The sequence below is a fragment of the Cellulophaga fucicola genome (genome assembly GCF_900119145.1).
GTDB lineage: Bacteria > Bacteroidota > Bacteroidia > Flavobacteriales > Flavobacteriaceae > Cellulophaga > Cellulophaga fucicola.
In genome coordinates this window covers 34920-57931 of the sequence record NZ_FPIY01000002.1, presented here as the reverse complement: position 1 = coordinate 57931, position 23012 = coordinate 34920, and the positions used below count along the sequence as shown (strand labels likewise).

At 30.5% G+C, this 23012-nt stretch carries 25 protein-coding genes; 21 read left to right on the top strand and 4 right to left on the bottom strand.

Annotation, left to right across the window (positions count from 1 at the left end; translation table 11 throughout):
* Positions 1–114: 114 nt before the first annotated feature.
* Together BT107_RS06470 and BT107_RS06465 are read left to right on the top strand one after the other, a co-directional pair.
* Positions 115–1020 carry a helix-turn-helix domain-containing protein gene (locus tag BT107_RS06470; RefSeq protein ID WP_072302984.1) on the top strand — a complete coding sequence of 302 codons (906 nt, stop codon included), beginning with the start codon at positions 115–117 and terminating at the stop codon, positions 1018–1020.
* A gap of 95 nt (positions 1021–1115) precedes the next feature.
* The gene (locus BT107_RS06465; RefSeq protein ID WP_072302983.1) at positions 1116–1877 is read left to right on the top strand and encodes an SDR family oxidoreductase; all 762 of its coding nucleotides are present in this window, start codon (positions 1116–1118) and stop codon (positions 1875–1877) included.
* A gap of 70 nt (positions 1878–1947) precedes the next feature.
* Here the strand turns inward: BT107_RS06465 and BT107_RS06460 are convergent, their stop codons facing one another.
* Positions 1948–2934, bottom strand: coding sequence for a LacI family DNA-binding transcriptional regulator (locus tag BT107_RS06460; RefSeq protein WP_170854711.1), 987 nt, complete (start codon positions 2932–2934; stop codon positions 1948–1950).
* A complete protein-coding gene (gene galE / locus BT107_RS06455) occupies positions 2934–3965 on the bottom strand; it encodes a UDP-glucose 4-epimerase GalE (RefSeq protein ID WP_072302982.1) in 1032 nt (343 codons plus the stop codon). Before galE ends, BT107_RS06460 begins: the two co-directional genes overlap by 1 nt.
* A gap of 114 nt (positions 3966–4079) precedes the next feature.
* On the opposite strand from galE, the gene BT107_RS06450 reads away from it, so the two are divergent.
* The 3 genes from BT107_RS06450 to BT107_RS06440 are packed head-to-tail and all read left to right on the top strand — an operon-like array spanning position 4080 to position 7271.
* Entirely contained in the window at positions 4080–5078 is a 999-nt protein-coding gene (locus BT107_RS06450; RefSeq protein ID WP_072302981.1) for a GntR family transcriptional regulator, read from the top strand.
* Position 5079: 1 nt separating this feature from the next.
* Complete coding sequence (galK, locus tag BT107_RS06445) at positions 5080–6228, top strand: galactokinase (RefSeq protein ID WP_072302980.1); 1149 nt, start codon at positions 5080–5082, stop codon at positions 6226–6228.
* Positions 6229–6251: 23 nt separating this feature from the next.
* Positions 6252–7271 carry a UDP-glucose--hexose-1-phosphate uridylyltransferase gene (locus BT107_RS06440; RefSeq protein WP_072303771.1) on the top strand — a complete coding sequence of 340 codons (1020 nt, stop codon included), beginning with the start codon at positions 6252–6254 and terminating at the stop codon, positions 7269–7271.
* Here the strand turns inward: BT107_RS06440 and BT107_RS06435 are convergent.
* Complete coding sequence (locus tag BT107_RS06435) at positions 7268–7906, bottom strand: chloramphenicol acetyltransferase (RefSeq protein ID WP_072302979.1); 639 nt, start codon at positions 7904–7906, stop codon at positions 7268–7270. The genes BT107_RS06440 and BT107_RS06435 overlap by 4 nt on opposite strands.
* 147 nt (positions 7907–8053) lie before the next feature.
* Here BT107_RS06435 and BT107_RS17505 point away from each other — a divergent pair, with 147 nt between their 5' ends.
* From BT107_RS17505 to BT107_RS06390, 10 genes are all read left to right on the top strand, one after another.
* Positions 8054–8224 carry a hypothetical protein gene (locus BT107_RS17505; RefSeq protein ID WP_170854710.1) on the top strand — a complete coding sequence of 57 codons (171 nt, stop codon included), beginning with the start codon at positions 8054–8056 and terminating at the stop codon, positions 8222–8224.
* A 239-nt stretch (positions 8225–8463) separates the two neighbouring features.
* The gene (locus BT107_RS06430; protein WP_072302978.1) at positions 8464–9756 is read left to right on the top strand and encodes a hypothetical protein; all 1293 of its coding nucleotides are present in this window, start codon (positions 8464–8466) and stop codon (positions 9754–9756) included.
* Between the two features lie 237 nt (positions 9757–9993).
* The gene (locus tag BT107_RS06425; protein WP_084639167.1) at positions 9994–10482 is read left to right on the top strand and encodes a DUF4240 domain-containing protein; all 489 of its coding nucleotides are present in this window, start codon (positions 9994–9996) and stop codon (positions 10480–10482) included.
* A gap of 64 nt (positions 10483–10546) precedes the next feature.
* Positions 10547–11311 carry a type I methionyl aminopeptidase gene (gene map, locus BT107_RS06420; RefSeq protein WP_072302976.1) on the top strand — a complete coding sequence of 255 codons (765 nt, stop codon included), beginning with the start codon at positions 10547–10549 and terminating at the stop codon, positions 11309–11311.
* A 173-nt stretch (positions 11312–11484) separates the two neighbouring features.
* Positions 11485–12378 (top strand): energy transducer TonB, encoded by an 894-nt coding sequence (locus BT107_RS06415; RefSeq protein WP_072302975.1) that lies wholly within the window; start codon positions 11485–11487, stop codon positions 12376–12378.
* A 115-nt stretch (positions 12379–12493) separates the two neighbouring features.
* A complete protein-coding gene (locus BT107_RS06410; RefSeq protein WP_072302974.1) occupies positions 12494–13231 on the top strand; it encodes a hypothetical protein in 738 nt (245 codons plus the stop codon).
* Positions 13232–13307: 76 nt separating this feature from the next.
* The gene (locus tag BT107_RS06405; RefSeq protein WP_072302973.1) at positions 13308–13892 is read left to right on the top strand and encodes a hypothetical protein; all 585 of its coding nucleotides are present in this window, start codon (positions 13308–13310) and stop codon (positions 13890–13892) included.
* A gap of 82 nt (positions 13893–13974) precedes the next feature.
* Entirely contained in the window at positions 13975–15243 is a 1269-nt protein-coding gene (locus tag BT107_RS06400) for an outer membrane protein assembly factor BamB family protein (protein ID WP_072302972.1), read from the top strand.
* A gap of 70 nt (positions 15244–15313) precedes the next feature.
* A complete protein-coding gene (locus BT107_RS06395) occupies positions 15314–15604 on the top strand; it encodes a hypothetical protein (RefSeq protein WP_072302971.1) in 291 nt (96 codons plus the stop codon).
* A gap of 27 nt (positions 15605–15631) precedes the next feature.
* Positions 15632–16039: a hypothetical protein gene (locus BT107_RS06390; protein ID WP_072302970.1), complete on the top strand. Its 408-nt coding sequence runs from the start codon at positions 15632–15634 to the stop codon at positions 16037–16039.
* 361 nt (positions 16040–16400) lie between these two features.
* On the opposite strand, the gene BT107_RS06385 is transcribed toward BT107_RS06390, so the two are convergent.
* Positions 16401–17420 carry a LacI family DNA-binding transcriptional regulator gene (locus tag BT107_RS06385; protein ID WP_072302969.1) on the bottom strand — a complete coding sequence of 340 codons (1020 nt, stop codon included), beginning with the start codon at positions 17418–17420 and terminating at the stop codon, positions 16401–16403.
* Positions 17421–17571: 151 nt separating this feature from the next.
* On the opposite strand from BT107_RS06385, the gene BT107_RS06380 reads away from it, so the two are divergent.
* The 6 genes from BT107_RS06380 (at position 17572) to BT107_RS06355 (ending at position 22912) form a co-directional block, all read left to right on the top strand.
* Entirely contained in the window at positions 17572–18594 is a 1023-nt protein-coding gene (locus BT107_RS06380; RefSeq protein ID WP_072302968.1) for a sugar kinase, read from the top strand.
* Positions 18595–18636: 42 nt separating this feature from the next.
* Positions 18637–19308, top strand: a complete 672-nt coding sequence (locus tag BT107_RS06375; protein ID WP_072302967.1) for a bifunctional 4-hydroxy-2-oxoglutarate aldolase/2-dehydro-3-deoxy-phosphogluconate aldolase — start codon at positions 18637–18639, stop codon at positions 19306–19308.
* A gap of 282 nt (positions 19309–19590) precedes the next feature.
* Positions 19591–20031 carry a hypothetical protein gene (locus BT107_RS06370; RefSeq protein ID WP_072302966.1) on the top strand — a complete coding sequence of 147 codons (441 nt, stop codon included), beginning with the start codon at positions 19591–19593 and terminating at the stop codon, positions 20029–20031.
* Between the two features lie 278 nt (positions 20032–20309).
* Positions 20310–21194, top strand: a complete 885-nt coding sequence (locus BT107_RS06365; protein ID WP_072302965.1) for a hypothetical protein — start codon at positions 20310–20312, stop codon at positions 21192–21194.
* A gap of 204 nt (positions 21195–21398) precedes the next feature.
* On the top strand, positions 21399–22040 hold the full coding sequence (locus BT107_RS06360; RefSeq protein ID WP_072302964.1) for an energy transducer TonB: 642 nt from the start codon (positions 21399–21401) through the stop codon (positions 22038–22040).
* Between the two features lie 299 nt (positions 22041–22339).
* A complete protein-coding gene (locus BT107_RS06355) occupies positions 22340–22912 on the top strand; it encodes a Crp/Fnr family transcriptional regulator (RefSeq protein WP_072302963.1) in 573 nt (190 codons plus the stop codon).
* Positions 22913–23012 lie beyond the last annotated feature (100 nt).

The following is a 23012-nucleotide window of genomic DNA, read 5'->3' as shown; positions in this document are numbered from 1 at the left end:
TTGCTTAAATTAATGTTAAAAGCTGCTATTTTTTTATTTGTAGATGGTATTATTTTGAAATTGTAAATAGAATGTATGTTATTAGATTGATATTTGAATTTTACAATAAATAGGATGAAAGCTACCACCATTGAAAATTTTTATAAAGAGATAAATACAGAACTACCTGAAGCAATAGGTAAAAATATTGGACACTTTAATATTTTTGATATACCAGAAATGTTGGCTCAATTAAAAACGGATAATGTAATGCCGTATAATAGGCGAATGTATTATAAAATTAGTCTTATTAATGGTAGAAATAGGGCGGAGTATGCAGATAAAATTATTGATATTGATAAATATGCACTGCTTTTTGGATCACCTAAAGTCCCTTATAAATACGAATCTTTAGACAGTAAACAAAAAGGTAAATTTTGTGTTTTTACAAATGAGTTCTTAATAAAATCTAAAAGTGGAGTTGTATTAGACGATTTGCCAATTTTTAATTCAGGTGGTTATCCTGTTTTTCAATTGTCTAAAAATGAATATAAAGAATTAGCCGTATTATTCTCTAAAATGCATACAGAGATAGATTCTTCTTACGCTTATAAGTACGATTTAATTAGAAATTATATTCTAGAAATTATTCATTTTGGACAAAAGTTACAACCAAATACGGCTTTGTATTCTACGCAAACAGCTTCAAAAAGAATAACGTCTTTATTTTTAGAGTTGTTAGAAAGACAATTTCCTATAGAAAGTACGCAACAGCAATTAAAACTAAAATCAGCTAAAGATTATGCTAATAGACTAGCAGTGCATGTTAACCATTTAAACACAACGCTAAAAGAAACTACAGGCAATACAACAACCTATTTTATTACAACCAGAGTAACACAAGAAGCAAAGTATTTATTAAAACAAACAAATTGGTCTGTGTCAGAAATTTCATTCTCTTTAGGTTTTGATGAAGTTTCTCATTTTTCAAACTTTTTTAAAAAGCAAACCTCTTTTTCGCCTAATAAGTTTAGAAATTAAAATTGTTCTTTGAAATTTACAACTATCTCTTTGTTTTTTGTAAACGACTAGAGTTTCTGTTTTAGAGATTTGTACTATAATTTAAATAAAATAATATGGTACAAAATAAAATAGTATTAGTAACAGGAGGTAGCCGTGGTTTAGGAAAAAATATGGCAATTAGTTTAGCAAAAAAAGGGCTAGATGTTATTGTAACTTATAAGAGTAATAAAGATGGCGCATTAGCTGTGGTAAAAGAAATAGAGGAAATTGGTAATAAGGCATTTGCAATACAGTTAAATGTAGATGATATTGCTAATTTCGATTTGTTTTTTATCAATCTTAAAAAGAATTTATTAGAGTTTTTAAATGTAGAAAAGTTTGATTTTTTAGTGAATAATGCAGGTGTTGGCACCTATGAAACTATCGAAAACACAACAGAAGATCAATTTAATAATCTAGTTAACATTCATTTTAAAGCTCCGTTTTTTATAACACAAAAAGCATTGCCTTTTTTAAATACTAATGGAGGTGTGGTAAATATCTCTACGGGTTTAACCAGATTTTCTTTGCCTGGATATGCAGCTTATGCAGCTGCAAAGGGAGCTGTAGAGGTATTGTCAAGATATTTGGCAAAAGAACTAGGAGATAAAAAAATAAGAGTAAATACTGTAGCTCCAGGTGCTATAGAAACAGATTTTGGTGGCGGAGTAGTAAGAGATAATAAAGATTTAAATAATTTTATTGGTTCGCAAACAGCTTTAGGTAGAGTAGGTGTTCCTGGTGATATAGGTAGTGTAGTGGCTTTTTTATGTACAGATGATGCAGAGTGGATTAATGCGCAACGTATTGAGGTGTCTGGCGGACAAATGATATAATAATGGTATTTTAACAAGAGTACTAATCTCTTCTGTACTCTTGTTAAAATTGATTTAGTATAGCAAAATTTTAAACAAATTCGGTTCTAATTGTGCGAGTGTAAAACTCTGTAGTGTTGGTGATTTTTATACGCTGTATTACTAGTTTAGCAGCTTCTTCTCCCATTTTTTTTGCATTCTGATTTATAATTCTAAGTGCAGGATTCCACGCTATTTTAGAATTATTACAAAAGCCAGTATATGCAATTTTTATTGTATTTAAGTTTCTTTCTATATCCATAGTTTGTGCTAACGCTAAATCATTTGCGCCAAAAATACCGTCTATATTATTTTCTTGTAATACAGGCTTAACTTTAGAAATTAACTCTTCTATAGTTGTAGCATCTATAATGCTATTTTCTGTAGAAATATTATATTTCTTTAACGCATCTGTAAATCCTTTGGCTCTTAATTTACCGTGTTGCAGTTGGTTAATTAAGGATACCATAATTGGTTTTTTGCAATCTTTATTTACTATTAAATACTCTGTAGCCTCAAAAGATGCTTTGTAGTCGTCAATTCTAACGCTATCGCATCTTTTTAAATCACTAATTCTATCAAACAAAACAAGTGGTGTACCTTGACCTATAAGCGTATCTATATGTTTGTACTTGTTTGTAATTTCAGTTTCTTTAGATACACATATAATAACACCATCTACATATCCACTACCTAAAACACTAAGATATTTTGCTTCTTTCTCTGCAGACTCGTTACTAATACTTGTTATTAATTTGTATCCGTTTTCGTCTAAATATTTTTCTACTCCAACTAATACTTTTGCATAAAAAGGGTTTAAGACACTAGGTATTATTAATCCTATATTTTTGGTGTAACCCCTTCTTAAACTAGCAGCAAAACTGTTTGGTCTGTAGTTGCATTTACGAGCAAATTCTCGTACTTTGTTTTTAGTACTTATACTAATTTCTGGACTGTCTGATAGCGATTTAGATACTGTAGATATAGACAAATCTAATGCTTTTGACATTTGTGATAATGTTGGCCTTGTTTGTATCATTATTTTTGCTCTTTTCTTACGTTTTGTTCCCATTTCCAAGAAGAGCTTATCATTTCATTTAATTCCCTTTTAGGTGTCCAACCTAATTTTTTTGTTGCTAATTTGGTAGCAGCATATAATTTAGGAACATCGCCTTCTCTTCTGCTTGTAATTTCATAATTAAGTTTAGAGTTGGTAACCTTTTCAAAGGTTTTTATAATATCTAGTACAGAGTAACCAATGCCAGTACCTAGATTAAAGTATTCAAAAGACTTCTCTTGTTCTTTGTTTACTAACCTTTTTACAGATAAAACGTGCGCTTTTGCTAAGTCTACTACATGAATGTAATCTCTAATAGGTGTACCATCTTTAGTAGGGTAGTCATTACCGTATATCATTAGTTTTTCTCTAATTCCGGCAGCTGTTTGTGTTACGTATGGCATAAGGTTATTAGGTATTCCTGTTGGTAATTCACCAATTAAACCCGACTCGTGTGCTCCAATAGGGTTAAAATATCTTAAAGATATTGCAGTAAAATCTGGATTAGATTTTGTTAAGTCTTCTAAAATTTCTTCGGAAACCTTTTTTGTGTTTCCATAAGGAGAAAAAGGGCGTTTGGTTTTGTTTTTCTCTGTAATAGGTAAGGTTTTAGGTAAACCATAAACAGTTGCAGAAGATGAAAATATAAAATTAGTAATGTTATTTTTTAGTTGCGAGTTAAGAGAGTTTATAAGCGAGTAAAAATTATTTTGATAATATTTTAATGGCTCTTTTACAGATTCTCCTACTGCTTTATGAGCAGCAAAATGTATAACTGCTAAAGCATCTTTATGAGCTGTAAAAACCCTGTCTGTTTCCGTTTCGTTTTTTAAATCGACCTTTACAAACTGTGGTGTTTTTCCAGTAATTTGTGATATTCTATCTATTGTTTTTTCTGTAGAGTTAGATAAATCATCAAAAATAACAACTTCAAAATTACTTTCTAACAGTTCTATAACTGTATGAGACCCTATATAACCACAGCCTCCAGTTACAATTATCTTATTTTTCATCATCTAATTATTTAGTTGTGTTAATTTGAAGTAGCTATATTAAGAAAAAAAAATTAAAAACCATACTAGTACCTACTAGTTTGTTTTTTTGCGTTTTTATTTTATATTTGTCATATGGGTATAGTTTCTATAAAAGGCAACTCTGGTATGCCAAAGTATAAACAAATTATAGCTTCTGTAGAAGAGGCTATAGAACTTGGGGCATTAAAAAAAGGAGATAAGTTACCATCTATAAATAGTATTAGAGATCAACATAAGCTGTCTAGAGACACCGTTTTAATGGCCTTTAATGAGTTAAAAACACGTGGTATTGTACAGTCTATAGCAGGTAAAGGTTATTACTTAATTAGTGAAGATGTTAATGTAGTACAAAAGGTTTTTTTATTGTTTGATGAGCTAAACTCATTTAAAGAAGATTTGTATAATTCTTTTTTAGAAAAGTTAGGAGATAATGTGCAGGTAGATATCTATTTTCATCATTTTAACCCAGCTATTTTCTCAAAATTGATATATGATAATATTGGTGACTATAAGTATTATGTACTTATGCCTGCCAACTTACAAAATATAAAGCACGTTGTAGAAAAACTACCAAAAGACAAAGTTTATATATTGGATCAGACCAACGAGGAGTTAGCAGAATACCCTGCAATTTATCAGAACTTTAAAAAGAATGTTTTTGAAGGGTTACAAGAGTGCTCTTCATCAATTAAAAAATATAAAAAAATGGTTTTGTTGTTCTCAAAAGAGAAGCAACCACAAGGTATTTTAGATGGCTTTAATGCCTTTTGTAAAAACAATGCTATTGCACAAGAACTAGTTTCTAGTATACAAGAACGTACACCTGCAAAAGGGGAATTATATTTTATTTTAGATGATAGAAGTTTAATTATTTTGATAAAAAAAATACAACAACAGCAATTGGTTCTAGGCAAGGATATAGGTATTATTTGCTATAACGACAGTCTCTTAAAAGAAGTTGTAGAAGGTGGTATAACAGCAATATCTACTAACTTTTATACAATGGGAGAGCGTTTGGCAGAAATGATAGTAGCTAATGAAAATAAACAAATAGAGAACCCTAATAGGTTAATAGTAAGAAACTCATTATAAGATGAATAAGAAATTAATAAAAGAGGTTAAAAAGAGTTTTAAAGAACGATTTAAAACTAAGCCACTTATGGTTTTTTCTCCAGGTAGAATTAATCTAATAGGGGAGCATACAGATTATAATGAAGGTTTTGTTTTTCCTGCAGCAATAAATAAAGGTATTGCTTTAGCTATTCAAAAATCTAAAAAAGAGGTATCTACTGTTTATGCCTTAAATAAAGAAGAAACCTACCAATTTGGTATAGATACTGTTGCTCCTCTAGAAAACGGTGGCTGGCGTAATTATATTTTAGGTGTAGTTGCAGAGATAAAAAAACGAGGCATTAGCCTTGGTAATTTTGAATTGGTTTTTGCGGGTAATATACCAGGAGGTGCAGGTATGTCTTCTTCTGCGGCACTAGAAAACAGTGTGGTTTTTGGTTTAAATAAGTTGTTTAAATTAGGTATTTCTAGAAAAGAAATGATCTTAATATCTCAGCAAGCAGAACATAATTATGCAGGTGTTAAATGCGGAATTATGGACCAATACGCTAGTATGTTTGGCGTTAAAAAAAGTGCATTATTGTTAGACTGTAGAACTATAAAATCTAAGTTATATAAAATTAATTTTGGAGATTATAAGCTGCTTTTAATTAACACAAATGTAAAGCATGACCTATCTGAAAGTGCTTACAATGATAGAAGAGAGGTTTGTGAAAAAGTATCGGCTAAGCTTAACATAAAAGCTTTGAGAGATGCTACAATATCAGATTTAGATATAATTAAGACAGATATTACAGATGAAGATTACCAAAAAGCATTGTATATAATTGAAGAAAACTTACGTGTTAAAGAGTTTTCTAAAGCTATAAAGGCAGATGATATAAAGCAACTAGGAGAATTATTGTACAAATCTCATAACGGTTTAAGCACGCAATTTAAAGTAAGTTGTAAAGAGTTAGATTTTTTAGTTGACCACACAAAAAACAACCCAAATATTTTAGGAGCAAGGATGATGGGCGGTGGCTTTGGAGGCTGTACCATTAATCTAATTTTAAAGTCTGAAGTTAAATCGTTTAAAAAAGAAATATCTACGCTATTTAAAAAAGAGTTTGGTAAAGATTGCTCTATTTACAACGTAAAATTATCAGACGGAACACAAAAAATAAAATAACACAACCAGAATTCTACTATACAATGAATACAGATTTACAAGATTTTTCGCATAAACGTTTTAATATACTAACAGGTGAGTGGGTATTGGTTTCTCCGCATAGAGCAAAGAGACCGTGGCAAGGACAAAACGAAGCTGTTTCTAATGAAGTAAGGCCAGCACACGATCCTAATTGTTATTTATGTGCGGGTAACACTAGAATTAACGGAGAAATAAATCCAGATTATAAAGATGTTTTTGTTTTTACTAACGATTTTGCTGCTTTGCAAACAGACTCTAAAACATTTTCTGTAGATAATGGCTTGTTTAAAGCAGAGAGTGAACAAGGTATTTGCAAAGTAATCTGCTTTAGCCCAGACCATTCTAAAAGTTTGGCAGATATGGCTGTAAAAGACATAAATAAAGTAGTTAGTACTTGGCAAAAAGAATATACAGAGTTGGGTAGTAATGATACTATTAATTACGTTCAGATTTTTGAAAACAAGGGAGCTGTAATGGGTTGTAGTAATCCACATCCTCACGGACAAATATGGAGCCAGTCTACGTTGCCTAACGAGATTATAAAAAAGGAAAAAGAACAGAAAGAGTATTACGCTATAAATAAGAGAAGTCTTTTAGGAGATTATTTAGCGCAAGAATTAGAGGCAAATGAAAGAATTATTTATAGTAATAATGATTTTGTTGTGCTAACACCTTTTTGGGCAATTTGGCCTTTTGAGGCTATGATAGTTCCAAGAAAGCAATACAATGATATTAGTCAAATATCAGTAACAGAATCTTTAGCTTTTGCAGACGCTATTTCTGCAATAACTAAGGCGTATGACAAGTTGTTTAGTACTTCTTTTCCTTATTCTAGTGGTATACACCAAGCGCCAACAAACGGAGAAGATAATAGTCATTGGCATTGGCATATGAGTTTTTACCCGCCATTATTACGTAGTGCTACGGTTAAAAAATTTATGGTTGGGTACGAGATGTTTGGATCTCCACAAAGAGATATTACGGCAGAACAAGCAGCAACTAGACTAAGAGATTTAATTTAAGAATTCATAAATTCCTGAAACTTGTCTGCAAAAATAGATACGTGATAACCGTCTGCAAGTCCGTGATGTAAGTGTATAGAAACAGACATTTGTTTTTTGTTGTCTATAGTTACTACTTTTCCAAAAGATATTTTAGGGCAACTATCTGGTAGATTGTAATTCCTTGCATGAGACATACTTGTAAAATTTAACCACGGTAAAGCAGAACAATGTATTACTGCGTCAAAATCATCATTATCTTTTGGAGCAGGAAATAGCGTAGTACCATTTTGTACCCTTTCAATTTCTTCCTTTGCATTTTTAATAAAGATGCTTTCATCCTCATTAAAAGGCATAGAAGAAAAGCCAAATGTATTATTAGCCCTTCCTATTGTTGGTGATGCATTTATAACATCATACAAATAGACCTTATTATTTATAATTCTGTATCTAAAATTTTTTACTTGGTTTGCGGCTTTTATTGCTCTGTATAAATAGTATAAAAAAAATGAAGCTCCTTTTTCTTTAGTTTTTACAAGCGCAGAAGTGCAATCTATTTGTATGGTAATACCAAAGAAAGGCTCTGTAAAAGTGGAAAAAAAACTGTAATGTTCTTTGCGTTCCCATTCGTTTAAATCAATTTCTGTTCTGTTCATTTTACAGCTAAATAATGGTATTAATTTTTTAGTAAAAATATAAAAACAAATGGGTTTAAGAAGACTCCCTAACTATAAGTTTAGCTTTAAGTATTTTTTTGTTTAAGTGCTGCGTAGTAGTTTTTTGTCTGGGTGTTCTAAAAAAAATTGTGTGATCAATTTTCCTATTTCTGCACTGTGTTGTTCTATAGTGGTAATGGTTGGGTAACCATATTTGTAAAAGGTTCGTTACCAAAACCAACAAGAGCAATTGTTGTAGGTGCTTATAAATGGGTGCATTTATTTGCCAGAAATGCCGTTTGGTATGGTGCCAATTAGCGTCTACAAACTAGTATAAAAGGAGATTTTTTTTAACAGTGAAATGTAAACTATCACCCAATTACTACCATTTATAAACTATTTTAATACAATTACACATATCCGTAATTGCACAACAAAAAATGTTTTTATATTGTAAGAAAATTAAGCGCTAAAATAGAAATGTGCGTTTATTACACCAATATGGGGGAATAAACGCAATGATTTACGTTTACTAACTAGTTGGCAAACATTAGAGAATGGACAGTAACGAAATTGGAATTGAAGGAGAAGAAGCTGTCAATAGAATTGCATTTGACACTTATTTAAAATATTGGTGCTTTCCTAATCCGAAAGATGAACTAGGTGATAAAAAAGAAATTTGCGATCTACTAATCATCTTTCAAAATCACTTAATAATTATCTCTATTAAAAATTATTCTTTCAATGGTAATTATGAAAGATACTTTCGCTCAACTCTAAAAAAAGCAATCGCACAAATTCACGGTGCTGAAAGGAAATTACTTAATAAGAATAAGACCATCAGTTTTAATCATCCAGAAACAGGTGCTTTTGACTTTTCGCCTGAAAATTATGATAGTGTTCATAGACTTATAATAAACTTAAATACTGTCCCCCTATTTCATCCTGGCGGACTAATTACAAAAAACAATGAATTCGCTCATATCTTTAATTGGAGTTCTTTTTTAGGAGTAGTTACGGAATTGAATACAATACCTGATTTCATTGAGTATCTTAAAGAAAGGGAGATTGCCTTCAAGGAAACAGAACTTGTGATGATGCTCGGAGAAGAAAACGATTGGGATAAAGAAACCAACAAATCCTTTTTTCTTTACAATACAGAATTATTGAACGACCAAAAACGATTTATCTTATTTTCTGGTAACGAATTAGATTTATTAGCCGATTACCTTTTTAATGACAGAAAATTCAATGAAAACTTTTATTCAGACGAATATAATGGAGCAAGTATTCAATTAGATGGTAAATGGCAAGAATATCTAAAGCGAAAAGAGGTTCAAAAAAAGAAAGAGGATGATAGAGTTAGTTACTTTGTTGACGAATTTGTCAAAAGAGAAGTCCTTTACAAAAATGACCTAAATAACATTAAAATTGCTACTGAACTTATGTCTTTAAGTCGCTTTGAAAGACGAATTTTTGGTAAGACCTTTTTTGAATTTCATAATCGCTACAAAAATGAAAATGGATATTATGTTGCTAGAAGATATGGAGTTATTAACGATATAGTAGTAGCAATGGTGCTACACGGAGAAAAAATGGAGCACGAACACGTAATGATTTCTATGCAATTAGCAGCCGAAGGTTATTGCGTTTGGGATAAATATAAAGCCAATAAAATAATTATAATTTCTACTTCGAATAAACTGACTCATTTTAAATTTGGATTTATAGAAAACGTTGAACCATTTCCAAAAGAAAAGGAAGCTGAAGTAATTGAAGATTTAAAATTATTTAATTGGTTTCAGAACATTGAAAAAATAAATATGAACTTTAAAGAATACCCTAAATAACGTTTGCCAACAGGGTATAAAAAACATAGGGCATTTGTATTAAACTGAAAATTTTGTGAATGTTAATGAAGTCCGCTAAATCTTTTAGATTAGCCGCTAGGGAAATACAAAATAAATTTGGCTTTAAAACTGAAAAGTTAAAACAGAATAAAACATATCTAGTAGCGCTTAATCTAAAATTAATCGCTTGTTTTTTATTCAACTCCACATAATATTTAGAGTTGTGTAACATAAAAAATGAAAATGAAAGAAGAACAATTTTGGAAAATAATAGAGCAATCTTGGGAAGACTCTCCGCAAATAAAAAAACAACGAGATGAGGCTAAAGATAATGAAGAGTCCTTAGAACAATTAAGTTATAAATTAGAAGAAGATATAACAGAAAACTATATAAAAAGGTTATCTAAACTTGGCAAAGAAGAATTAACTGAATTTATTCATTTTTTAGAAGAAAGAATTTACCATATAGATAGGAAAGAAATACATACCTATACAGATGGTTCTGATGATGGATTTTTATACTGTAGGTGTTTTATTTTAGGAATGGGTAAGGATTATTATAACTCAATTGATAAGAATCCTTCTAAAGCAAAATTTGACTTAGAAGCTGAAGGGTTTGGATTTTCAGCATATCAAGTATATGAAGAATTATTTAATGAAGAATTTGATAGATATTCTAGTCACTCAATGGAGTCTTGTTCAAACTCAAACGGTTGGAGTGAATAACACCAATAACACTGTAGAATAACGACTATAAGCAAACTCTTCTAACTCATTAAAAATAATAAAAATGTCTATAACAACAGAATTAGAATTACTAGGAATGAAAAAAGTTAGTGAAGTTGTTGGTACTACACTAAAATTAATGAAAGAGTATGCTAAAATTGGTATGTCTACCAAAGAATTAGATGCATATGGTGGAGAAATATTAAAGAGTTACGGAGCTAAGTCTGCTCCTTATGAAACCTATGGCTTTCCTGGTTACGCTTGTATAAGTGTAAATAAAGAAGCTGCTCACGGTATACCATCTAAAAATAAAATACTTAAAGAAGGAGATTTAATAAATATTGATGTTTCTGCTGAGTTAAATGGATTTTGGTCAGACAATGGCGGTTCTTTTGTTCTTGGTGAGGATATTCATAATCATCAACCACTTGTAGATGCTTCTAAAAATATTTTACACAAAGCAATTACCAATATCAAAGGAGGAGTAAAAATAGCAGACATTGGGCACTTAATTGAGTCTGAAGCTAAGAAATCTGGATTTAAAGTAATTAAAAATTTAGCAGGTCACGGAGTAGGTAGAAGTCTACATGAAGAACCAGAAAATATTTTAAATTACAGAGTTAGAACAAATAGAGAACGGTTTAAAAAAAATACTACAGTTGCAATAGAGACTTTTATTTCTACAAAATCTACTGTTGCAGTAGAACTTAATGATGGTTGGACTTTAGTTGGTAACAAAGGAGGATATGTAACACAGCACGAGCAAACAATACTAATTACAGATAACACACCAATAATTTTAACAGAATCTAATGGTATGTGGAATTAAAAACTACCCAAAACACAACCAATATAAAAACAGCATAAAAGGGTATTCTTATTCATCTCCCCAATAAATTTTTAATATCGAATATTAATTAATAGCTAACAAATATATGTTGGTGGTTACATTAGTCCTAAAAGTTTTTAATATTTGGATTGTTAACTATACAATAAACCATTATGAAATTTAAATTAGCTTACAATACGTTTTTTGCCACTTTGTTTTTTACATTCACGTTAAGTGCACAATACCACCAGACCAATGGTGATGGTATGGAAATAACTTCTTACAGACCGTTTGAAGAAGTTACCGATTATGCCAATTTTAGCGAATGTACAGCAAACACCGCAGCAGAAAAAAAAGCTTGTTTTACAGGTAAGCTACAAGAGTTTTTTAATAAGAATTTAGAAATGCCTAAAGATTCTATTTCTCAAAATTTTAATGGAAAAGTATATTTTAACTTTTTTACAGACACTAAAGGAAAACTAGAGTCTACGGAAATTTATAGTAGGCCAGAAACTAAATTTATTGAAGAAAAAATAGATCTGGTTCTAAAAAAAATACCTACACTAAAAGTGGTTGAATTAGAAGATACGGCAGTTAGTACTGGTTATGTGTTGTACGCAAAATTTAATCCGGGAGAACCTATTCGTTTAAAAGTTATAGATATTAAAGTAAGTAAAGAAAATTTAAAAGAAGAAGAAAAAAAAGCAAAAGAAGGTGATTTTAGCTTTCAGGTAGTAGAGGATGTACCTATATTTCCTGGATGTGAGGATATGGACAAAAGCAGTTGGAGATCTTGTTTTCAAAATAAAATAGGCAAACACATTGTTAAAAATTTTAGATACCCAGAAGAAGCTGAGGAATTAGGAATGCAAGGTAGAGTAAACATAATGTTTGTTATTGATAAAGATGGATCTGTAAAAAACATAAAAACTAGAGGGCCACACCCTTTATTTGAATTGGAAGGGCGAAGAATTTTTGCAAAACTTCCTCTTATGACTCCTGGTAAAGTAAAAGGGAAGCCTGTAAGAGTACCTTTTAGTATACCTTTAACGTTTAAACTTAACTAATTACAAAAAACTTAATTTTAAAATTAAAGCAAGTAGTTTACGTATCTAAAATTAGGACTTTTAAATATGCCATTAATTATAGATAAAAACGTTACACAACACTAACCAGAAACAAATGAAAATAACACTAAACATACTTTTATTCCTTTTTTTAACTTCTTGTTCAAGTCAGGTATATTTAGAAGACGGAAATTTTAATTTAGAAAAGATAAATCTTAGTTCATTTAACGCAAAAGAATTCTACTCTAAATCTTTAAAAGCTGAGTGGTCTGATTATCATAAAAAAAGAAAAAATAATGTTAGTCCTATCTATTTTTTTCAAACAGATACAGATACAATTGATGGCGGAGGAAACTCTTTTAGAATAGATACGCCTTATGCAGTAACATACATGCAGAGTGCTAGAGCAGGAGGTAATACTTGGGAGAAAGATTATTGTTTAGCTACATACAGTTCTTTAAAATTTGACGAGCTCAATGCTGTAACAGATTTAAATAATAATGCAATATTGGTTTGTGCGTACGCAGAGGAGGCTGAAAAAACAGATATTAAAAATATAATTAAGGGGTTAAACAATAAATATGGTGCTTTTAAACTTTCAGAATCTTCTGTAGGTTTTACTAGATCTAGTGTTAGAAAATGGAATGCCGGTGATGTTATAATTTCTATGGTGTCTGATGTTATAGTAGACTTTAAAAATGTAATATTAACAGAAAAAGAAAAGGAAGAGATAGCTAAAATAGAGTCTGAAAAATTGAGTTCTGTATATTTATTTTTTACAAAAAAAGAGTACTATAACAAAATTAAAGAAATGGACACTAGGATTGGATTTCTGACTAGTTTTGAAGATTAAAATCAAGTGCTAATTTTAGTGCTTAATCACGTAACAAACGATATATATGTTACCTCACATTTGAAGAAAACATTTTATGAAAATTTTTTTACTGATTTTACTTTTAGCAATAAGTCTTCAATCTTTTGGGCAAAAAAACTACCGTATTAAAAAGTGTATTTGGAGTATTACACCACCAGCTGCATACAGTGCTAGAGTAGATAATTTTGAAAAAATAGTAAAAGCCGGAGAAACATATATTAAAAAACAAAAAAATGATGGTGTTACACTATCTACAGATGATACAGTCCTCTTTTCATTGGCAAAAACAGATTCTGTACAAATGAATATTGTTTTAGCTAGTTATAAAAATAATGAAAGTATTGAGCAATACACGCTTAAAGGGTATGCAGAAATATTAGGAGAATATTTAGAAATTCACCCAAAAGATAATAGTCCCAAAAATACCGTAAATGTACTAGTGCGTGAATTGGTTATTGATAAAATGAAATTTTACCTAATTAGAAAAACCACAAACTATACAGTAGAAAAATATTCCTATACGTCTGACTATTATGTTGCAGAAATTGAAGGTAAAGAGTTTTCTATAACTGCAATTTATGATAATGAATTTGATAAACAAAAAATAGAAAAAGCAGTGCTAGAATCTACTTTTAAATAAAGAATACCGTACCAACAAAATAAAGCATAAACTTTATATTTTGAGCTTTGTGGTATTTATAAAAACAAGACAATATTTATTTATGAAATCTCATTTATTATTTTGTATCTCATTATTACTTATTTCTAGCCAGTGTACGTCTCAAAAAAAAGAAGAACATTCTAAAACTTCAGAAACAGCTATACATACCAAGAATTATAAAAACAAAAGCTGGCCGCAATATATGGGGCCTGCTATGGACGGAAAGGTTAAAAGTAAATTTAGACCAAAGAGAAAGCCAAAAATTACGTGGGAATTTAAATATGAAGGAGGCAAACCAACACCGCTCGTTGTAGATAATGGAACAACTTTTTTTGGTACTGAGTCAAAAGATATTTATGCAATTGACAGTATTGGTAATTTAAAATGGAAAATTAAACTTGATAGTAAAATTAAACATAGCCTATTAGTTTCTAATCATATTTTGGTTGCGGCTCCAGATTCAACATTTGTGTATGGTATTAATGCTCAAAATGGTAAAGTGATTTGGAAACGAGACTTTTCATACGAATATAAAAGTTATATATCTGATAAGAAAGATATGTTTGGAAACGCAATTGTAACAGACACTGCCGCGTATACCATTATTAAAAAAGGAACAAATGAAACGGCACCATTACTTAAAGGGGATAACGTTTTTATTACGTTACAAAAACATATGGTGGCATTAGATATTAAAACAGGGGGGACACAGTATTTTTTTAATGCAAATATAGGAAGTGATATCCCTCCTTTAATAACGGAGAATGTTATATACGTTAATGATGGCTACCGTAACTTATACGCACACAGTAAAAAAAATGGGGATTTAAAATGGAAGTCTAAATTATATGATTTAAACGAAGGAAAACCTTTTGTATATGAAGACACCTTATATGTTTCTAGTTATAGCCATTTAAATAAAATAGATAAAAAAACAGGAAAGCAGTTAGGCATAATGGCTTTTTCAGATTCTGAAAAAAAATATGACATTGTAGATAATGGTACACATTACCTAACAGCAGATGGTTACCATACTCATATGGGTGTAAATTATGGCTCTTATGTAAAAGCATTTAACTTAAGTTCTGGTGAGAAAATATGGAGTTATAATGTAGATGGTAAATACATAACCGAGTTAATTATGATAGGAGATTATTTATACTTTGGCGATTCTACTGGCACTGTATACATATTGGACAAAACTACCGGAGAAAAGTTTTTTAGTGGGTATCTTGAAGGTGCTATAACAGAACCATTATCTTATGCCAATGGGACCATATACGGAGCTTACGAAAAAAATAAGCACTTTGTAATTTTTGCTCTAAATTAAATAACAAGAAACTAAACTAATGAAAAACGTGTAACAACACCTAATAAATCACATGTAATACGAATCAAAAATGAACAAACTAATTATATTAATTTCAATATTATTTTTAAGTTTTGGGGCTAAAGAAAATTCAATTATAAATTCCAAAATAGAAGTACATACAGAAAATAGTAGTCTTAACAGTGCTTTGTCTTTAAACAAGAACATTTTATATAAAAAAGGAACATTAAACGGAAATACTAAAATATCTCTATACTTAAAAGAACAAGAGCGCCCTTGCGGTGGTAATATGACTATGCTAAACTCAATGTTTAGTATATATTTCTTAAGACCGCCAAATTATTATCAGTGGATTCTATAGTCTTTTAGATGTAAAAATTTAATCAAAATGAGTTATACTGTTTACCTACAAAAATTTAAAAACGGAGATCCAGATAATATACCGTTTGATGAACTAGAAAAAATATTATCTAGTTATGGAATAATTGAAAAGGGATATTCAGAATTAGAATTTGTTTCTAATGTTGGCGAAATGTTTGAAGAAGCAACTTTTATAGGTAATTTAGAAGATGGTATAAGCGGTATATGTTTTAATAAACCGTCTCTAAATGATAAGTTTTCGTTACTTATATTCGACTTACTAAAAATACGAAATACTTGTTTTTTTGGAACAGATTTGAAATTTGTAAATTCAAGATATGAAATGAAAACGCATTTACCGCAATCATTAATTATAAGTATACAAGAAGAACCTAAAGTTATTTCTAACGCTATAGATAATTGGCAATTGCGCTAAAATCAATATCATAATTTATGAAACTAAATATACTTTATACGTTACTCTTGTTTCTTTTTCTTAATGGTGTTAAGGCTTAAGAAAAGGAAATAACTGTTTCTGGTAAAATTGAAAAGAATAAAGGATATACAGATGTAAGCGATGAAATTAAGAGAGTTTTGAACTGTATAATTTAGCAACAGACCCAAAGGAAGAAAACAACGTAGCTGATAAAAATGTAGCTATAGTTAAAGAAATGAAACAACTAATGAAAGATTCTCATACAGATTCAGAATTGTTTCCGTTTAACTAAATTACAATTTATAGTATTAAAAAACCACGCTTTTATGGCGTGGTTTTTTAGTTTACAAAATATATAAATTTACTCTTTAGAAGATTCCCTAACTATAAGTTTAGCTTCAAGTATTTTTTTATTTAAGTGCTGTGTAGTAGTTTTTTTGTCTGCGTGTTCTAAAAAAGTTTGTGCAGCCAATTTTCCTATTTCTGCACTGTGTTGGTCTATAGTGGTAATGGTGGGGGTAACCATTGTAGTAAAAGGTTCGTTACCAAAACCAACAAGAGCAATTGTCGTAGGTGCTTTTATATGGTGCTCTTTTAAAACTTGCAAAGCACCAAGAGCAGCATAGTCACTAGCTGCGTAAACTGCATCTGGTGGTATTTTAAGGCCTAATAAATGCTTCATTTGTGTTCTACCATCTTCAATGGTAAGGTTGCTTTCGCTAACATAATCATCAACCAAAGTAAGATTGTGCTTTTTTAGTGCATCAACATAACCTCTAATTCTATTGTTAAAAATACGAGTATGTTTAAATCCGCCTATATGAGCAATATTTTTACGGCCTTGTTGTGCTAAATGTTCAACAATCATATGGCTACTATCGTAATCGTTAATCCCAATATAATCTACATTTAAATCGTTCTCACCTCTATCAAACAAAATTAAAGGAATGCCTTTAGATTTAATTTTTTCAAAATAATCTAAATCAACAGTTTCATTAGCCATAGAAGCTATAATACCATCTACTTGTGTAAAAAGTAAGGTGTCTATATTATTACATTCTTTGGTGTAAGACTCGTTAGATTGGGTTACAATTACATTGTAACCTTTACTGTTTAAAACCTCTTCTATATTTTGTAATACAGATGAAAAATAGTAGCTATTTGTACTAGGAACCATAACGCCAACTAAAAAGCTTTTACCACTACGTAAGGCACTAGCAAGGTTATTTGGTTGGTAGTCTAAGTCTTTTGCCACCTTTTTTACCGCCTCTTTTGTTTTGGTGCTAATTCTAGAATCGTTACGTAAAGCTTTAGAAACTGCCGCCGTAGAAATGTTTAGTTTACCGGCAATATCTTTAAGGGTGGTTTTTTTATTTGACAATTTTTAATATATTTGCTTAATCGATTAACCAAATGTATTGAAATCCTTTTTATAATCAAAACGATTGTTATTTATAACGGTGTTTTGATTTTATTTTAAAGCAATGCTTAATCGATTAACCATTGCCTGTTTTAATTAAAATGTATTAAAAATGAAGAAAGTAGTAACCTTTGGAGAAATAATGTTGCGTTTATCTACAGATAGACATTTACGCTTTTCGCAAGCCAATAATTTTACAGCTACTTATGGAGGAGGAGAATTTAACGTTGCAGTTTCTTTAGCAAACTATGGCTTAGAGGCCGAGTTTGTAACACGTTTACCAGACAACGATTTAGGTAGAACAGCCTTAATGGAAATTAAAAAGAGAAACGTACAAGCAAATAATGTTGCCATTGGAGGCGATAGGTTAGGGGTGTACTTTTTAGAAACAGGTGCAGGTACAAGAGGTAGTAAAGTAGTGTATGACAGGGCAGATAGTGCAATGGCAACAATACAACCAGGCACAATAGATTGGGAAAAAGTATTTAAAGATACAGCAGTTTTTCATTGGAGTGGTGTTACGCCAGCAGTATCTCAAGACGCAGCAGATGTTTGTTTAGAAGCTGTTAAAGTTGCAAGTAAAATGGGTGTATTTATAACATCTGACTTAAATTATAGATCTAAGTTGTGGCAATACGGTAAAGAGCCAAAAGATATTATGCCAGAATTGCTATCTTACAGTAATGTAATATTAGGAGATTTAGATACCGCTTTTTTTATGTCGGGTGAGCCTACTGTAGAACCAGATTATCAGAAAAAAGAAACCTTACCAGAGTTGTATAATAAGTTGTTTACATTGTATCCTAAGTTAGAGAAAGTAGCAACAACATTGCGTTATTCTATAAGTGCGTCTCACCAACAAATAGGTGGTATTTTATATGATGGTAAAGAGTTATTTAGTGCCGTTGTAAAAGACGTTACACCAGTTGTAGATAGGGTTGGTAGTGGAGATGCTTTTATGGGAGGCTTAATTTATGGCTTGTTAAATAAAGAGTATACACCACAACAAGCAGTAGATTTTGCAGTAGCAGCCTGTTGTTTAAAGCATACAGTATCTGGTGATATTAACTTGGTAACTATAGAAGAAGTAGAAAAATTAATGCAAGGAGATGCTTCTGGTAAAGTAGCAAGATAACTTGTAAATTAGTAAATAAATAAAATATAGAGCATACATATTATGGCACAATATACTAGAATAGAGGTTTTTAATAAGATGAATGAAACAGGATTAGTACCATTGTTTTATCATTCTGATATAGAAATAGCAAAGAATATTTTAAAAGCGTGCCATAACGGTGGTGCAACATTAATGGAGTTTACCGCTCGTGGCGACTTTGCTTTTGAGGTATTTTCTGAGTTAAACAAATACGCTATAAAAGAATTGCCAGGTATGGCATTAGGTGTAGGTTCTGTAACAGATGCTGCTGCCGCTTCTATGTATATGCAAATGGGTGCTAATTTTATAGTAACACCAGCTTTAAGAGAAGATATAGCCAAAGTATGTAACAGACGTAAAGTATTATGGTCTCCTGGCTGTGGTTCTTTAAAAGAAATAAATAACGCAGAAGAATTAGGTTGCGAGGTTGTAAAACTATTCCCTGGTGCAACCTACGGAGCAGATTTTGTAAAAGCCATAAAAGGCCCACAACCGTGGACAGCCGTTATGCCAACAGGCGGTGTAACCACAGAAGAAGACAATTTAGCCGCTTGGTTTAATGCAGGTGTTACTTGTGTAGGTATAGGCTCTAAATTAATTAGTAAAGATGTTATAGCTAATAAAGATTATAAAGGCTTAGAGGCTACCGTAAAGCAAACCATAACAGTAATTAAAAAGCTGAAGAATAAATAATTTATCCCATTTTAGGGTTATACTAAACACAAACCATAAAACCATACTTGTAGTAAAGTATGGTTTTTTTATGCCAAAAAGTTAAAAGTATTTTACATTTTAAGTAGCTATAGCTACCATTTACACTTTAATACGGTATAATTATACAATTAAAAGTTTTTGAGCTTAAAATAGTTCTAAATTGTAATTGTAAAAGCTTAAATTAAAATGTGTTGTAAAATATAGAAATTGGATCGTGATATTAAAGTTAAATAAATAATTAAAACCATAAAAACCTTTATAATGAAAAAACTACTATTTACCGTATTTACCTTTGTAACTATTTTTGCTACGGCACAAGAAAAACGAATTGGAGAAAGAAGCACGAAGGCTAGTGTAAAATTAGAAGAATCTAAATTAAAGGAAAGCCCGTTATATGTACAAGCAAAAAAATTAGAAGAAGAGTATGCAAATAAAGTTTTAGCAGAGTGGATTAAAGAAAACGATGCTAGTAAAATCTACATATGTCCTATATGCTATCCTGATAAACCAAGCGGACCTCTTGCTCTTGGTTTGGGAGCAATAATAGCTGTTGGCGCAATTAATAATCCAGATGACAATACACAGGAAGAAGTAGCTAATATATTCCATAGCAAGGCTGAACATAAAAACATAAAACAATCTGATAAAGATTTAGAGCTAAAAAAATACATAGAGTTGCTGCAAAGAGAAATTAAAAAATAAACATTAGGGTTATACTAGACACAACCAACAAACCATATTCATTTTTAATGGGTATGGTTTTTTTATATTCAAAAGTTAATAGTGTTTTGCATTTTAGGTTACTATAGCTGCCATTTATAATTAATTCTGATACAATTACACAAAAACATAATTGTACTACAAAAAATGTTTTTATATTATGAAAAAATTAAGCGCTAAAACTAGAAATGTGCGTTTATTTCCCCAATAAGGGTGAATAAACGCAATGATTTGCGTTTACTAACTAGTTAGCAAACATTATGAGAAGAGTAATTTATTTTTTATTAATAATCATATCTACATGTTATTCATGTAGACAAAAAAACAATAAAATTATTACTAAAAACAATGAAATTATAGATAGCGTTAAAACATATACGCAACCAAGTAAACTGACAAATGAATATGTCAATTTCAATTCTCCAAATGCAATAAACCGAATAGCCGAAATCGAAAATGAATATTTTAATGACTATCGATTAAATTCAAGTAAATATTATGGAACCAAATGGTATGATTATGTAGGATTAAGCATGGAATTATCTGACTCTATAACTATTTTCGACAGATATTCTATAGAAAAAAATAACATGAAATTAGATAGTATGCACTGTACTATTTTTGCTGTAAAAGGTTTAGAATCTGGATTTGGAAAAGAATTTGAAATAATTAAAAAACATCATATCGATATTTGGTCTGATCGTGAATATGCAGGTTGGAGTTTGGCTTATATATTAACAAAGCATTATAATTGGAAAGCATATCTTTTTATTTCAAAATATTCTGACGAATATGATATTTGTGTCAGAAATTACAAAAAAGATAAAAAATATCATGTTTGGAAACAGCCAAATATTCCTATTGAGAAAATTTTCGATTTTGATGATGATAAAGATAAAATTAATAGTTTATTAAAGCTTAATGAGTTTGGTTGGGGTTTTAGTAATCAAGGATGGCATACTTGGATAACTAGATTTGATTATTTGAAAGAATGTAATTGGCTTGGAGCACCTGCTAAAAAATATGACACAGAAGGTAATCAACCTTTATTCTTGAAAACTAAATTTATTGATTACTATGATTACGATTCTCACATAATAGTTTTCCCCCCGAAAAAAAATAAAACATTTGCTAACAAGGTATAAAAAACATAGGGCATTTGTAGCTTAACCGAAAGGTCTGTGAATATTAATAAAGTCCGCTAAATATAAAATTTGGCATTTAAATCAAAAAAGATAAAAGCAAAATATTTATATTTAGCTAAGTAATAAACCGATAAGTTAGTGTCTTTTTACACGCTATGTTTTATACCCAAAACCGTTAACCATAATTATAAATTAAATACCAAAATGAAAAAAATACTCGTTACAATTTTTATACTTTCTGCACTATTTACAAATGGTCAAATAGAACCAGGAGTTAAATATTACTCAGACAAATATGGATACAAAGAAGTAGCTAAAGGGAACTATAAAAAAGAATTAACCAGAGTAAATGATAGTGTGCTTTCAGAAGTTTTCTCAAAAACAAAAAACAATCAAATAATTTGGACTAAATCATATCTAGGTGAACAACCATATGGAATTTGGAAGTGGTACGACAAAAAAGGAAATGTTGAATCTGAAAGAAATTATGATTTCGTCCTGAAATATGGAGAATATATACCAGAAGGTGCTGTTACACTTGAATCATTAGGGATTGAACAAAGACTGGATAAAAACACGGAAAAAATTCAACGTCATATTCGGGATAGGTTTAGGTACCCAGAAATAGCTCAAGCAAATGGAATTCAAGGAAAAGTCAAGATTCAATTAGTTATAGATGAGAACGGAAAAGTTAATAACTTGAGAATTCTTGAAAAATCATATTTATCCTTGGATACAGAATGTTTCAGAATTATGAATACCCTTAAAGAACTAGAAGCTTATGAAAAAGAGGGACAGAGGATAAAAGTATACTATACGCTTCCAATAACGTTTCGCCTACAATAGAATAATTAGAATTAACACAACCTAAACGTAATGAGGACTTTAGTTTAAAACCAAAAGGTTTGTGTGTATTAACAAAGTCCGCCAAATTTTATCCCGACGCTTCGGGAGGCATTTATAGTAGAAAAGATAAAAGCAAAATATTTATATTTAGCTAAGTAATAAACCGAAACGAAAGCGCTTATCACCTGACCTACGTTTCTTATACTGAACGTTGCCACACATTTGACAAGCAACACTATTTAACAGATTTAAATACTAGTAAACTTTCCAGAAACAGAAATAAAAAATAAATTTGCTTTATGGAAGACAAATTACAGTTACTAAGACAACATTTTGAAGAAATCGTTTCTTTAACTGATGAGGAGTGGAATTTTGTTAAATCGCACTTTGAATTTAAAAGTCTTAAAAAACACCAATTTTTAATACAGGTAGGGCAACCTGTAGACTTTGAATATTGGATTATCAAAGGCTTAGTAAAAGCGTATTCCATAGACGAAAAAGGCAAAGAACATATTCTTCAATTTGCTATGGAAAACTATTGGGTGAGCGACCATTGTGCTTTTCAAAATCAAGAACCAGGTACTATTTTTGTAGATTGTCTTGAAGATTCTGAGTTTTTTTGTTTGTCTTTAGAGAATAGGGAAAAAATTTGTTTTGAAGTCCCTGCCGTTGCCAACTTTTTCAGAATTAAATCGAATCACGGTTATATCAATCTGCAACAAAGAATCTTGTCTTTACTTACAATGACCGCAGAAAGTAGGTATGAGTACCTATTAAATAAACTTCCGAAATTAATACAACGCGTTCCTAAAAAACTAATCGCTTCCTATTTAGGCGTATCCAGAGAAACTTTAAGTCGTTTTAACAGCTAAAAGTGACCTAAATCACTTTTCCATATTGACATACATCACATTAAATCCGTGATGTATGTCCTCGCACACCCCTTTGTTTTCATAGAATTTTGTATCGAAC

Coding starts and splice junctions, on each gene's coding strand:
- BT107_RS06470 (WP_072302984.1), top strand. CDS start 115: ATGAAAGCTACCACCATTGAAAATTTTTATAAAGAGATAAATACAGAA.
- BT107_RS06465 (WP_072302983.1), top strand. CDS start 1,116: ATGGTACAAAATAAAATAGTATTAGTAACAGGAGGTAGCCGTGGTTTA.
- BT107_RS06460 (WP_170854711.1), bottom strand. CDS start 2,934: ATGATACAAACAAGGCCAACATTATCACAAATGTCAAAAGCATTAGAT.
- galE (WP_072302982.1), bottom strand. CDS start 3,965: ATGAAAAATAAGATAATTGTAACTGGAGGCTGTGGTTATATAGGGTCT.
- BT107_RS06450 (WP_072302981.1), top strand. CDS start 4,080: ATGGGTATAGTTTCTATAAAAGGCAACTCTGGTATGCCAAAGTATAAA.
- galK (WP_072302980.1), top strand. CDS start 5,080: ATGAATAAGAAATTAATAAAAGAGGTTAAAAAGAGTTTTAAAGAACGA.
- BT107_RS06440 (WP_072303771.1), top strand. CDS start 6,252: ATGAATACAGATTTACAAGATTTTTCGCATAAACGTTTTAATATACTA.
- BT107_RS06435 (WP_072302979.1), bottom strand. CDS start 7,906: ATGAACAGAACAGAAATTGATTTAAACGAATGGGAACGCAAAGAACAT.
- BT107_RS06430 (WP_072302978.1), top strand. CDS start 8,464: ATGGACAGTAACGAAATTGGAATTGAAGGAGAAGAAGCTGTCAATAGA.
- BT107_RS06425 (WP_084639167.1), top strand. CDS start 9,994: ATGAAAATGAAAGAAGAACAATTTTGGAAAATAATAGAGCAATCTTGG.
- map (WP_072302976.1), top strand. CDS start 10,547: ATGTCTATAACAACAGAATTAGAATTACTAGGAATGAAAAAAGTTAGT.
- BT107_RS06415 (WP_072302975.1), top strand. CDS start 11,485: ATGAAATTTAAATTAGCTTACAATACGTTTTTTGCCACTTTGTTTTTT.
- BT107_RS06410 (WP_072302974.1), top strand. CDS start 12,494: ATGAAAATAACACTAAACATACTTTTATTCCTTTTTTTAACTTCTTGT.
- BT107_RS06405 (WP_072302973.1), top strand. CDS start 13,308: ATGAAAATTTTTTTACTGATTTTACTTTTAGCAATAAGTCTTCAATCT.
- BT107_RS06400 (WP_072302972.1), top strand. CDS start 13,975: ATGAAATCTCATTTATTATTTTGTATCTCATTATTACTTATTTCTAGC.
- BT107_RS06395 (WP_072302971.1), top strand. CDS start 15,314: ATGAACAAACTAATTATATTAATTTCAATATTATTTTTAAGTTTTGGG.
- BT107_RS06390 (WP_072302970.1), top strand. CDS start 15,632: ATGAGTTATACTGTTTACCTACAAAAATTTAAAAACGGAGATCCAGAT.
- BT107_RS06380 (WP_072302968.1), top strand. CDS start 17,572: ATGAAGAAAGTAGTAACCTTTGGAGAAATAATGTTGCGTTTATCTACA.
- BT107_RS06375 (WP_072302967.1), top strand. CDS start 18,637: ATGGCACAATATACTAGAATAGAGGTTTTTAATAAGATGAATGAAACA.
- BT107_RS06370 (WP_072302966.1), top strand. CDS start 19,591: ATGAAAAAACTACTATTTACCGTATTTACCTTTGTAACTATTTTTGCT.
- BT107_RS06365 (WP_072302965.1), top strand. CDS start 20,310: ATGAGAAGAGTAATTTATTTTTTATTAATAATCATATCTACATGTTAT.
- BT107_RS06360 (WP_072302964.1), top strand. CDS start 21,399: ATGAAAAAAATACTCGTTACAATTTTTATACTTTCTGCACTATTTACA.
- BT107_RS06355 (WP_072302963.1), top strand. CDS start 22,340: ATGGAAGACAAATTACAGTTACTAAGACAACATTTTGAAGAAATCGTT.